The sequence below is a fragment of the Desulfitobacterium sp. PCE1 genome (assembly GCF_000384015.1).
GTDB lineage: Bacteria > Bacillota > Desulfitobacteriia > Desulfitobacteriales > Desulfitobacteriaceae > Desulfitobacterium > Desulfitobacterium dehalogenans.
On the sequence record NZ_KB913023.1, the window covers coordinates 1,650,165 to 1,662,669 of the forward strand.

Genomic DNA, 12,505 nt, shown 5'->3' on the forward strand with positions numbered 1-12,505 from the left:
ATAAGGCAGGTCAACCGCTATATGTAGTGGTTTGAAGAAAAAAATGCCCCAAAAAACGGGGTTGACCCCGTTTTTTGGGGCATTTAGTAGATGATATTGGAGATTTTGATAATGACAGCGGGTAACATCCACCGAGCGGAGTAGTTATAAATATAGATAGAAAGTAAATGAGTACAATGATATAGTGTGAATTGTGCATATACGTAAAATATTATGAAGTAAAGATTGTTGATGTAAGATAATGATAAACAGGAATTTATTAATATCAATATTTAGTAGATAGGAGAAAAGAATGAAGTCACTTTTACTAATTGGACAATCAAATATGGCAGGTCGTGGATTTACACATGAAGTGCCTCCGATTTATAATGAAAAAATTATGATGTTGCGAAATGGTAGATGGCAAATGATGACTGAACCAATTCATTTTGATAGACCAGTTGCGGGCGTAGGACTTGCGGCATCATTTGCGGAGGCTTGGTGTAAGGATAATGAGGGAGAAAAAATTGGTCTCATTCCATGTGCAGAAGGTGGTAGCGCCATTGATGAGTGGTCGCTAGATGGAACATTATTTCGTCATGCAATGAATGAAGCTAAATTTGCAATGGAAGATAGCGAATTGGTAGGAATACTATGGCATCAGGGGGAAAGTGATAGCCAAGATGGAAAATACAAAGAATACTATGAAAAAATATTAAGAATCTTTAATGAAATAAGAAGAGAATTATCGGTACCTAATATTCCATTTATTATAGGTGGTTTGGGCGATTATTTGGGTAAGGTGGCATTTGGTGCAGGGTGTGTGGAATATCAACTCATTAACGAAGTACTTCAAAAATATGCACAGGGGAATGAAAATTGCTATTATGTTACTGCTAAAGGACTTACATCTAACCCAGACGGTATCCATATCAATGCTATGTCCCAGAGAATATTTGGCATAAGATACTATGAAGCGTATCGTAAAAAAGAACATATATATGAACCGTTAACAAATGAAAAAGAGTTAGTGGATAAATGTCATAATAGGATGAATACTTCATCGGAAAAAACATATATAGCACTAGAAAGATTTACCTTGGGGAAGATTTCTTATGAAGAGTTGATGAAGGCTTTTTCGTAGGGATATGGTAGAAACAAATTCCAGTTTGTAGCGTTGTAGCAGCATTATTTTAGAGTCAGTTAAGTCGTATCTTTCTTAAAATGTGAAACTAAAGGCATTGGGATGATAAATGTTGATGCTTTTGTTTTTATATAACCCCAAAACAATTAAATAAGTGCAGCCATCGGCAGGAGATTCGGGGGACCAAAGAGCCTTAACGATTTCAATGTCAATGGATACCTTTTTGTTGCTGATTTTGTTCTAGACCATTGTAGGGGATGGTTAGGATCACCAGAAATATTGATCTGTTTGGGGCTGAATTTTCAGGCGAAATTATCGATGACATACCGTTTTTTCGAAAATTATTTTAAAGAAATAGATTAAGTTCAGCCTCTAAAAAAGGGTTTGAGCTTAGCCTCTTTTCAGCAAAATAATGGAAACATCCTGATAAAACATGTATAATTAAGGAAAAGCGTGTAGGAGTGTATATATGAACTCTGAAATTGTAATGTATCAGACTGAAGACTTTAGGCTTTGCATTTAGAGGATCGTATAAGTATTCAAGCAGCAGCTTATACAATGTATGTGCAGTTAACTCCTAATAACAAGAAACCTCTTTCTCAAAGAGAATTCCATAGAGAGTTTGTGGATAATAGGCAGGCATTTCAATTTTAGAAAGTGAAGAATCAAGCGAAACCTATTGCTTTCCGTTGTGCAGCAGCCGGAACGCGAAATACTTGAAACTACGGCTGCCCTAAAACAGCAGGGTAATTTGGCCCAAGCTGATTTTGACCAGCTTTCCGGGCAACTTTTCCGGTGGGCGTTGTATTTGATTGCAGAATACCAGCCGGATGAAACAAGAACTCATATGAAAAGCGGGTGTTCAGATGCGTAAACCGTTGTCGGAAATAACGCTTCAGGAACTGTGGGAACTGTTCCCTATTCAGCTGACGGAGCACAAGGAATACTGGAAGGACTGGTATCGTGAAGAACAGGGGTTTTTGTTCTCATTTCTGCCGAAGACCGTTCGAATTTATCACATTGGAAGTCGGCTATCAAAGAAATCTGGGCAAAACCGATTGTTGACATTTTAGCAAGGGCCCCGTTCAAGGATGATCGGGACGGATACACAGAGCGGAAAACCAAATTTGTACGGAAGTATACACAGAATGCAATCGAGCAGTACGGAAAGGGAAAATATAATGAGTGATTGGTTTACCATAGACCGCGTTGACGCGGATACATATATCATCAGCGAATACAGGCATTGGGAAGAGACGCACTGTTACCTTTTGAACGGAAGCAAACAAAGCTTGCTTATTGATACCGGGCTTGGCATTTGCGACATATCCGAAGAAGTGAAAAAGCTGACGGATAAACCCATAACCGCCATAGCTACACATATTCATTGGGACCATATCGGAGGGCACAAATATTATCCTGATTTTTACGCCCATGAGGTGGAACTGGACTGGCTTTCGGGAGGGTTCCCTCTTACAATGGATACGATTCGTAATATGGTGGTTGATCGTTGTGATTTACCAAATGGATACGATGTCAACACCTATGAGTTTTTTCAAGGTACACCCACACGGGTCTTGCACGACGGCGATGTGATTGACATCGGCGGTCGAGTCATTGAAATACTGCATACGCCTGGACACTCCCCGGGGCATATGTGCTTTTGGGAAAAAGAGCGCGGCTATCTTTTTACCGGCGATCTTGTTTATAAGGACACCTTGTTTGCATACTATCCTTCCACAGACCCGGCGGCTTATCTGGAATCTTTGGAGAAGATTTGCGTTTTGCCAGTGGAGCGGGTATTCCCGGCACACCACAGCCTGGACATTAAACCGGAAATTTTAACCCTAATGCGAGATGCTTTTCGGCAGCTCAAACAGGAGGGGAAACTTCATCACGGAAGCGGGACGTTCCATTATGGAGACTGGGCAGTATGGTTGTAAATGGAATAATTCAATAACCAAAAAGTGTAAGACACCCTATGTTATAATTTCGTTAAGTGCCTTGTTGCATTTTCAGGATTATAATTCCACATTCACCGTCACGCCGGACTTGCGGCGGCTGAATAGCTTTGCCCAAATAGTATAACGTAGCCTAACGGCGGTTTTGAAACAAAGGTCAAACCCGCCGTTATCTATTTTCGGAGGGTGTATTCAAGTCGCCCTTTTTTAGGGACACAGCGGTATCCAGGTATAGCTATGTCCTTTATTCTTTATAATCCACCCCCATTAGGTAAACTGTCAAAAAAGTTTGCACCTTGCAGTGGTATACCCTGCCCCTCAATGTACCTTGGATATGGGAAATCCACTAATTTAACAAATGACTTGAAAGCAAAAAAGATGGTTGAATTTTATGCTAGGTCACAACGATTTCAAAATATGCAACAAATATAGTAATATTGGAGGGATTAAGTGGACTTATGTAAAACACATGAAACGAGATGGTGTGGCCCTAATTTTAGTCGAAATAATTGCTAACAAGTGGTTTATTTTGCTTAAATAACTCTTCTTCTATGATACTATTAATAATAATATTAGACTGACATTGTTTGATAATATTTACTTGGGAAAATATCGAATGTTCTCTTTTTAATGTTTTATTAAAGACTAATACGAAAGGTGTGATACTGTGAAAATATATATTTCAGCAGATATTGAAGGAATAAGCGGAATTGTTGCTGTTAATCAGGTATTACCTGGGGAGCGGGATTATCAGAGATCAAGAGAACTTATGACCCAAGAGGTGAATGCAGCCATCGAAGGAGCTGTTGCGGTTGGTGCAACAGAAATCGTTGTTAATGATCTTCATGGTGCTGGAACTAATATACTTATAGAATCTTTAAACAATAAAGCTCAATTGATTACTGGCTCATCCCATAAGGGTGCAATGATGGAAGGATTAGATTCATCGTTTGATGCAGTAATATTTATAGGCTATCATTCCAGAATGAATGTAAGCGGGGTTTTGAGTCACTCTTTTCATGGAGGTGTGATTTCAAACATAAATATAAATGGTAAAGATGTTGGAGAGTTTTATATGAATGCATGTGTCGCGGGTCATTTTAATGTTCCAGTTGTTTTGGTATCAGGTGACAACATTCTGGAGGAGGAAGTAAAAGACGTGAATGCCGCAATTGAAACAGTTGTAGTTAAAACGTCATATGGAAGGTATGCAGCAAAATGTTTAACACCATCTGTAGTATTTGAAAAAATAATAGAAAAAAGTAAAGTTGCCTTAATCAATGCAAGGAATATTGATCCTATAAAAGTACAAGAGCCACATGAAATGAGAATTACTTTCTTTAACAGCGGTCAAGCTGAATCTGCATCAATAATGCCTGGAGCAGAACTTGTTGGACCCAATAGTGTATCGTATAGTGGAAAAACAATTATGGATAGTTATAGAGCATTAACAGCCATGATAAAAATCGCAAAGAGTAATTAATATATTTATCTATTAACAACATATTATATTGCACATAAGTGGCATACTCTTGATACCGTGATAATCAGAGAAGGAGACTTTTTCATAATGGCACAAATCGTGGTTAGCAAGAAAAGTAAAATGATAGCTGATACAGTATTCGTTGTAACAGAATGCAGTGGTTTGTTCGATTTTTTAACACTTAAGTTAACCAATCAATCAAGAAATAACATAAAGTCTTTGCTTAAACACAGACAGGTTACTGTGGATGGGCGTGCCATTACCCAGCACGACTTTCTCCTAAAAGAAGGACAGACAGTCCGGATAGTCCGTTCTGTAATTCGGGGGCAAAAAGAGAAAGATGTACTGCAAATTTTATATGAGGATGCTGATTTGATCGTAATCAATAAGCCGGCTGGCTTGTTGACTATAACCGATAATAAAAATAGTGTTTCCGCTTATCATTTGCTGACAGACTATGTGCGCCGGACTAACCCGAAAGCCCGTATCTTTATTGTTCACCGTCTGGACCGGGACACCTCAGGGGTGCTGATGTTTGCCAAAAACGAAAAGCTTAAACTAGCGTTGCAAGATAATTGGGGCGGCCTTGTAACACAACGGGGTTATGTGGCAATCGTGGAGGGACGGCTTAAAGAAAAAAGCGGCAGAATTCGCTCCTGGCTCAAGGAAACAAAGACGCTGCTTGTGTATTCCAGCCCCAAGGTGGGGGACGGTTTGGAGGCCATCACGAATTATCAGGTGATCAATGAAACCCCGGACTATTCTCTATTGAATATTCAATTGGAAACAGGCCGTAAGAATCAAATCCGCGTGCACATGAAGGAATTAGGGCATTCTGTCGTGGGTGATACCAAATATGGTGCTAAAACCAACCCTTTGAAGCGATTAGGGTTGCATGCGTACAAACTGGAACTCAGGCATCCTTTTTCTAATCAATGGTTATGCTTTGAAACAGAAGTGCCAGAGAGTTTTAAAGCGTTATTAAAGTTATGAATAGGTTAAGTCTATTCATAACTGTTTAAAATAAAAACATTCCTACTGGCTATGGAAATAGGTCATGACGGAAAAGCGACCAATTTTATTAATATTAAAGGATTAAAGGTGAAACAGGTGTTATTAAACGAACTGAAGATAATCAATCCGATTCAGAAGGCTCTGACAGCGCAAGGATATTCAGAGGCAACCCCTATCCAGGCTGAGGCGATTCCGCCCTTGCTTGCGGGCCGGGATTTGTTGGGATGTGCCCAAACAGGCACAGGCAAGACCGCCACATTTGCGATTCCGATCTTGCAAAGCCTTGCCATGGGGCAGGGTTTGCTAAAAGGTAAAAAACAGATCAGAGCCTTAGTTCTCGCGCCGACCCGGGAACTGGCGACTCAAATCGCAGAGTCCTTCACCGCCTACGGGGTCAACTTGCCCCTAAGGACGCTGGTCATTTTTGGCGGCGTAGGGCAGGTCCCGCAAACAAGGAAACTGGAAAAGGGGATTGATATCCTGGTGGCAACCCCGGGCAGACTGCTTGATTTAATCAACCAAGGATTTATCGATTTAAGCCATGTGGAACATTTTGTGCTTGATGAGACCGATCAAATGCTGGATATGGGTATGCTTCACGACGTAAAAAGGATCATCACTTACCTTCCCAGGGAAAGGCAGAATATGTTGTTTTCAGCAACCATGCCGGTTGAAATAGAAAAGCTCGCGGATACTATCTTAAAAGAACCTGTGAAGATTGCAATAACGCCGGAACGTTCTCCGCTTGATATCATTGAACAGGAAGTCTATTTTGTTGATAAGGCAAACAAGACGGCCCTGTTGACTTATTTGCTGAAAAACAGCGAATATGATTCTGTTCTCGTGTTTTCGCGGACAAAACATGGTGCAGATAAAATAGTAAAAGAACTGAATAAAAAGGGATTTGCGGCAGTAGCGATTCACGGAAACAAATCTCAAGCCAACAGGGAGCAGGCTTTGAATGCTTTTAAAAAACGGAAAACAAGAATTCTTGTTGCAACGGATATTGCTGCCCGCGGGCTTGATATCCAAGAACTTTCCCATGTCATCAATTACAACCTGCCGGAGGTGCCTGAAACCTATATTCACAGGATTGGCCGTACAGGCAGAGCCGGTCTTGGTGGAAAGGCAATCACGTTTTGTGACTTTGAAGAAAAGCCCTTATTGCGCGACATTCAAAAACGAATTGGTAAAACATTACCCGAAGTGAAGGAGCATCCCTATCCATTGGTCAACATCGTTATCGAGCCAAAAACAAAGACATCTCAGCGAGCAGCTTCGTCAAGGCCTCAAAAGCCCGCCACAGCTAGAACAGCAGCCTATTCCAAACAAGGTGCATATAAATCGAAGCCAACTACCTGACCAAAGTAATATACATGAACCCGTCACTGCTATTGAGCCACAGGCTTCAAGGAAGAGGCGAGTGGTTGAGAAGCCTGGATACGAATGGTGACATGCCATTTATAATTATTGACCAGCCAAATTCTTTGAGTAAGCGAAATAAGGCTATTTTCGAGGGATACAAGAACGGTATATCTGTTGAGCAGTTGGCAACCGAATATTATTTATCACCAAAACGGTGTATAAGATTATCCAAAATGGAAAATAATAGATGATCCTTAAAGGCGACATGGCGTAACGAATAGGCCATGTCGCTTTTTTGTTTCTATATCGTTTAGTAGGGAGTCTTTATTAAAGAAGTAGGGTATAATTGGATTATGATTAAGAGATATAAGGCGAAAATTAGAAAGGAAGAACACCATGTATCCATTTACAGACCAGTTTATGTCCAATGATAAAAATGTTGAGTTCCTAAAAGCCACAATGATGGGGCCAAACGCCATGCGGTTATCAGAGGAATTGTCGTCACACCTGAACATCAATGAGAATATGCGAGTCCTTGACCTCGGCTGCGGGTGTGGTCTTTCTACGCTGTTGTTGGCAAAAAAATATGGCGCGTCCGTTTTCGCCGCCGACCTTTGGATTTCGCCAACTGAAAACTATGAGCGTTTTCAATCTATCGGGATTGATGATAAGGCCGTTCCGATTTCCGTAGACGCGACCAAGGGGCTGCCTTTCGCAAACGGATATTTTGACTTGTTGTTCACCGTGGATGCTTACCATTATTTTGGTGATACGGAGGAAATGCTCCCGTCGCTCATTCCTTTTGTGAAAAAGGGCGGCTATATTGCCGTGGCTATCCCCGGCCTAAAATACGATTTTGGGGGAAATGTTCCTGATGAAATGCAGCCGTTTTGGAATGATGAGATAGCAAGGACGATACGCTCGATTGACTGGTGGAAAGATTTGTGGAAGAAAGCAGAGGGCATAGAAATTGTGGACATTCGTGAAATGGCCTGTTGCGGCCAGGCGTGGAGTGAATGGCTGACCGCCTACCATCCCGTTGTCGCTGAGGACATCAAAATGATGGAGGCTGAGGGTGGAAAGTATTTTAATCTTGTTCAGTTGATTGCTAAAGTAATCTAACCTTAATCACCAAGACGCAGAAAATAAGATGAAGTAACATCGGGCCAAATTGGCCTGATGTGTATAGTAGATATATGGAGAAGAAGGAGAGTCCAATTGAGTATAGATTTGAATAACAAAAAAATACCGAAAGAAGCAATTCAAGCATTAAAAATTATAGAAGAGCTGCTTGATAGTATATTAGTTGGCGTATATTTATACGGTTCTGCTGTAATGGAAGGTTTACGCATTAATAGCGATGTAGATATTTTGGTGGTAACAAATCATAGTTTATCTGAAAGAACTCGAATAGATCTTACAAATAGGCTAATGCTTATATCTGGGAAAATAGGAAACACAAATGCTATAAGACCACTTGAAGTTACAGTCATAAATCAAAAAGATGCTGTTCCTTGGCATTTTCCTCCCAGATATGATTTTATGTATGGTGAGTGGCTTAGAGAGCAGTTTGTAAAGGGAGAAATTCCTCAACCAACTTATGATCCAGATTTAGCAATTCTATTGGCTCAAGTAAGAAAAAATAGCATTAATCTTTCTGGACCAAAAGCAACAGAAATACTTGAACATGTACCAATGACAGATATCCAAAGAGCGATTAAAGAATCTTTACCTGGGTTGATAGCGGATATTAAAGGTGACGAACGCAATGTGATTTTAACTTTAGCCAGAATGTGGCTGACAGCCTCTACCGGTGAAATTAGCTCAAAAGATCTGGCAGCAGAATGGGCAATACCTCAATTACCCACTGAGCCTGCATCTTTACTTGATTTAGCTAGAAAAGCCTATCGAGGAGAGTATGTTGATAAGTGGGAAAGACTGGAGTCCGAGGTGGCTTCACTCGTTAATTATATGAAAAAGTCTATAGAGTCTTGTCTTAATATCTAATCAGTTATCAATATTTAGAATTAGTTAAAAAAACATCTGACTCAAAGGGGATATTATGCTTAAGCGGATAAAGTCCAATGCCATTTGAGATGAGTTATCTATTGATGCACATTAGTAGTATATTGCGTATTAAATATAAAATAGGAGGATTTCCATGGCTACTTTTGAAGATTTTATGAAATTAGATATTAGAGTTGGAGAAATTACTGAAGTTGAATTTTTTGAAAAAGCGAAAAAACCGGCTTATAAATTATGGGTTGATTTCGGCAATGAAATTGGAATAAAGAAGTCAAGTGCTCAAATTACGGAATGCTATAAAAAAGATGAGCTTATAGGTAAGCAAGTTTTAGGAGTGGTAAACTTTCCTCCAAGACAAATTGCAGATTTCATGTCGGAAGTATTAGTATTAGGAGTATATTCATCACAAGGAGTGGTATTAATTAAACCTGAGCAACCTGTTAAAAAAGGTGATAGATTAGGTTAATACATAGTCTTCTTTAAATGTGGATTAGTGAATATGAGCAATACGGAGAAAGTGCGTTTCATGGAACCGCACTTTATAATTGCCCAAGTGACACATAAATACTGAGTATTAAAGGGTAATAGACAATGATTTTATGGACAATCCAACATTATCCTGCTTATCAAAAGCTGCTTGAAAATGGAATACTTACCGCAAATGAAAGTCATTTGTTTTGTCAAGATGACTTTCGTTACGCTTATGACTGGATGACGCGTAAAATGATCGAAGCGGATATTTACCCGGCTGGAGATAGCATTCGTTACCCTGTGGGCATGGTATCAATGGGAGGGTAAACGAAAAAGACGGGATATGAGAAAAGGGGGCCATGCAAAGCGCGGTGAGAAGATCGTCCAATTAACGATTGACATTGACGATAAGGATGTCCTTCTTTCAGACTTTGACTTGTTTCATTATCCCTTAAATTACTGGTACTTACCTTCCGACGAAGAGGATGATGCTGATTTTGAAAGTACTTATACAAATGCGGGATTTACATGGCATGATCTATCGGATTTTCAAATTCAGAGCAACGAAATGCTCTTGCTCAGGGATAGAATCGTTAAAAGCTGGGATCGAATTTTTAATTTGAGTGAAGAAGATGAAGGGTGGCTATACGGAAAGTTGAAAACAAAGTCGATTCAAGCAACCTTATGGCAAGTAAGGCTTGAGCAAGTTGTAAAAGCCGAGGTATTCATTGCTAAATAATGTGGTGTTACAGGCTAGAAAGGCCAAAAACTATCCTACCAAAAAGCATACATTGACTTTCAAGAATTCATATGTTATTTTTTGATTATAGTACTTGAATGGAGGGGTTACGTGTGTTGATTTTTTCCCGATAAAGAGAACATTGCAATTCAATGCAGTATTCTTTTAAATCTGCCTATAGCAGATAATCGGGATAAGTCTGTCCATACGTGACACCTTATTTATTATATTTGTCATAACAAATGAAGCCTCTCCTATTGTAAGGAACGGTTGATTTTGTGTTGATATTTATGAATAATATGGCATACTTTTCCCGATTATATCAGCACAGGCAGTAAATAGCCTGTGCTTTTTATTTTCCTTGAAAGGGAGTTTTCAAATGCGCTAGATAAGAGTGGATTGACAATGCATAATTCCAATATTGAACAATTATTAATGAAGTTAAATAGTAAAGGAGAATATCTATGACATATAAAATTGAAAATAAACGAGTATGGTTCATTACTGGAGCAAGTAAGGGACTTGGTTATGCTTTCACATGTGCTGCCTTGAAAGCCGGGGATAGAGTTGTAGCAGTTGCTAGAACTATTGACAAATTGGAAAAGCTAAAAGATTCGTATCAAGAGACCTTACTGCCATTAAGCCTTGATGTTACAGATAGGGAGGCTGTTTTTTCTACGGTTGAAGCAGCAATTGAACATTTTGGCAGGCTTGATATTGTTGTTAACAATGCGGGCATCATGACTTTAGGTATGATTGAGGAACTAAGCGAATCCGATGCTCGAAAACTGATGGACACAAACTTTTTTGGGGCTCTTTGGGTTTGCCAGGCGGTGATGCCCTATTTGAGGTCACAGCGTTCTGGACATATCATACAGATTACTAGTATTGGTGCCATTATTTCAGGTCCGATGTCTGGCATTTACAGTGCAAGTAAATTTGCTTTGGAAGGAATGAGTGAAGCTTTAGCAAAAGAAGCTGAACATTTTGGAGTGAAACTTACCATGGTAGAACCAGGAGGGTACTGGACAGATTTGTATATTGCGATGAATTACAGCAATCCATTGGATTCATACGGGACACTTCGCGAAGAACTGGCCAAACAGTATTCCGAGGATTCAGTAGATAGTGATCCTTCCCTGGCAGCGGAAGCCCTTATGAAATTAGTAGCCAGTAATAATCCTCCTTTGAGCCTTATCCTTGGCAGCGTGGTTTACGATTTAGCGATGGACACATTAAAGGCACGGATAGCTACTTGGGAGGAATGGGAGGCAGTTAGCCGTGCCTCTGAAAAAGCTATTCCTGCACCTGAGGGATATGGAGTATCTGAGGAGAAAAACTGATAAACTTTTAACTATCTTCTAGGGTAGGACTGTATCGCTGCTATAGGAACTATCTAAACGCTTTTGTTAAAAATGAGAGTCTTAACTAAAACTGTTAAGACTCTCATTGTTTTACTGATCCTGATTACTGTGTTTTAGATGCTCTATTCCCCAACTATTCATTGCATCCAAAACCGGTTTTAAAGATTTTCCAAGCACCGTAAGAGAGTATTCGACCTTTGGTGGTACCTCCGGATAAACTTTTCTATAGATTATCCCATCGGCCTCCATCTGCCGAAGCTGTTGTGTCAGCATCTTCTGGCTTATTCTGTTGATACCTTTACTGAGGTCACTGAACCTTTGTGTACCGTTATTGAATAGATTTCTTAGAATAAGCACCTTCCATTTGTGCCCGATCAAGTTGACTGTATGCTCAATAGGGCATGATTTATCACATGGCATTATTATCACTCCAGTCAATTATTATTCAATACTTACTATTTGGTTAGTATAGTACAAAATAGTGCCTTCTTGCAAATGGTTAGTAACACTATTATAGTGAGCATACAACAGTAACTTTTAAGCTTGATTTGGATTTAAATTGCTAATGATAGCTGAAGATTAACTTTTAATTTCAAAAAGAATGGGAGTAATAAGTAATGGATAAAATTAATATTGGCGATATTCTTGATTTTGCAACTGAAAAAAGCGCTCGTAAGGCAATATTCAAAGAAGGCAGGCTGGATACAGGACTTTTGCTTTATGCCCCTGGTCAAACAACACCTGATCATAAGCATTCTGATATCGATGAAGTCTTTTATGTAATTTCTGGTGAAGGTACAATCACAATAAACAATGAAGAAATGCTTCTGAAAGAAAAGGATATAATTTTCTCGCCTAATGGTGAGACACATGGATTCAATAATACCAGTTCTAGCAATTGGGTTGTGTTGCAAATTAAAATCGACACTTCCCAAAAGGATTAAACCCTATTTATAAAAA

At 39.5% G+C, this 12,505-nt stretch carries 11 protein-coding genes and 1 pseudogene; 11 read left to right on the forward strand and 1 reads right to left on the reverse strand.

Annotation, left to right across the window (positions count from 1 at the left end; translation table 11 throughout):
* Positions 1-292 precede the first annotated feature (292 nt).
* The 10 genes and pseudogenes from DESPCE1_RS0108250 (at position 293) to DESPCE1_RS0108315 (ending at position 11,524) form a co-directional block, all read left to right on the forward strand.
* Positions 293-1,123, forward strand: coding sequence for a sialate O-acetylesterase (locus DESPCE1_RS0108250; RefSeq protein ID WP_019850146.1), 831 nt, complete (start codon positions 293-295; stop codon positions 1,121-1,123).
* 1,181 nt (positions 1,124-2,304) lie between these two features.
* Positions 2,305-3,066, forward strand: a complete 762-nt coding sequence (locus DESPCE1_RS0108265; RefSeq protein WP_019850148.1) for an MBL fold metallo-hydrolase — start codon at positions 2,305-2,307, stop codon at positions 3,064-3,066.
* A 685-nt stretch (positions 3,067-3,751) separates the two neighbouring features.
* Positions 3,752-4,567, forward strand: coding sequence for a M55 family metallopeptidase (locus tag DESPCE1_RS0108275; RefSeq protein WP_019850150.1), 816 nt, complete (start codon positions 3,752-3,754; stop codon positions 4,565-4,567).
* A gap of 87 nt (positions 4,568-4,654) precedes the next feature.
* A complete protein-coding gene (locus DESPCE1_RS0108280; protein WP_019850151.1) occupies positions 4,655-5,560 on the forward strand; it encodes an RluA family pseudouridine synthase in 906 nt (301 codons plus the stop codon).
* 117 nt (positions 5,561-5,677) lie between these two features.
* Positions 5,678-6,943 (forward strand): DEAD/DEAH box helicase, encoded by a 1,266-nt coding sequence (locus tag DESPCE1_RS0108285; RefSeq protein ID WP_019850152.1) that lies wholly within the window; start codon positions 5,678-5,680, stop codon positions 6,941-6,943.
* 399 nt (positions 6,944-7,342) lie between these two features.
* Positions 7,343-8,068, forward strand: coding sequence for a cyclopropane-fatty-acyl-phospholipid synthase family protein (locus DESPCE1_RS0108295; protein WP_019850154.1), 726 nt, complete (start codon positions 7,343-7,345; stop codon positions 8,066-8,068).
* A gap of 96 nt (positions 8,069-8,164) precedes the next feature.
* Positions 8,165-8,953, forward strand: coding sequence for an aminoglycoside nucleotidyltransferase ANT(9) (gene ant(9), locus DESPCE1_RS0108300; protein ID WP_019850155.1), 789 nt, complete (start codon positions 8,165-8,167; stop codon positions 8,951-8,953).
* Between the two features lie 154 nt (positions 8,954-9,107).
* Positions 9,108-9,437, forward strand: a complete 330-nt coding sequence (locus DESPCE1_RS0108305) for a tRNA-binding protein (RefSeq protein ID WP_014793584.1) — start codon at positions 9,108-9,110, stop codon at positions 9,435-9,437.
* 125 nt (positions 9,438-9,562) lie between these two features.
* A pseudogene (locus DESPCE1_RS22085) lies at positions 9,563-10,181 on the forward strand (DUF3841 domain-containing protein).
* A 464-nt stretch (positions 10,182-10,645) separates the two neighbouring features.
* The gene (locus tag DESPCE1_RS0108315) at positions 10,646-11,524 is read left to right on the forward strand and encodes an SDR family oxidoreductase (RefSeq protein WP_019850156.1); all 879 of its coding nucleotides are present in this window, start codon (positions 10,646-10,648) and stop codon (positions 11,522-11,524) included.
* Positions 11,525-11,635: 111 nt separating this feature from the next.
* Here the strand turns inward: DESPCE1_RS0108315 and DESPCE1_RS0108320 are convergent, their stop codons facing one another.
* On the reverse strand, positions 11,636-11,965 hold the full coding sequence (locus tag DESPCE1_RS0108320; RefSeq protein ID WP_014793587.1) for a helix-turn-helix domain-containing protein: 330 nt from the start codon (positions 11,963-11,965) through the stop codon (positions 11,636-11,638).
* A gap of 197 nt (positions 11,966-12,162) precedes the next feature.
* On the opposite strand from DESPCE1_RS0108320, the gene DESPCE1_RS0108325 reads away from it, so the two are divergent.
* Entirely contained in the window at positions 12,163-12,489 is a 327-nt protein-coding gene (locus DESPCE1_RS0108325) for a dimethylsulfonioproprionate lyase family protein (protein ID WP_019850157.1), read from the forward strand.
* The last annotated feature ends 16 nt before the right edge of the window (positions 12,490-12,505 follow it).

Coding starts and splice junctions, on each gene's coding strand:
- DESPCE1_RS0108265 (WP_019850148.1), top strand. CDS start 2,305: ATGAGTGATTGGTTTACCATAGACCGCGTTGACGCGGATACATATATC.
- DESPCE1_RS0108295 (WP_019850154.1), top strand. CDS start 7,343: ATGTATCCATTTACAGACCAGTTTATGTCCAATGATAAAAATGTTGAG.
- DESPCE1_RS0108305 (WP_014793584.1), top strand. CDS start 9,108: ATGGCTACTTTTGAAGATTTTATGAAATTAGATATTAGAGTTGGAGAA.
- DESPCE1_RS0108315 (WP_019850156.1), top strand. CDS start 10,646: ATGACATATAAAATTGAAAATAAACGAGTATGGTTCATTACTGGAGCA.
- DESPCE1_RS0108320 (WP_014793587.1), bottom strand. CDS start 11,965: ATGCCATGTGATAAATCATGCCCTATTGAGCATACAGTCAACTTGATC.
- DESPCE1_RS0108250 (WP_019850146.1), top strand. CDS start 293: ATGAAGTCACTTTTACTAATTGGACAATCAAATATGGCAGGTCGTGGA.
- DESPCE1_RS0108325 (WP_019850157.1), top strand. CDS start 12,163: ATGGATAAAATTAATATTGGCGATATTCTTGATTTTGCAACTGAAAAA.
- DESPCE1_RS0108280 (WP_019850151.1), top strand. CDS start 4,655: ATGGCACAAATCGTGGTTAGCAAGAAAAGTAAAATGATAGCTGATACA.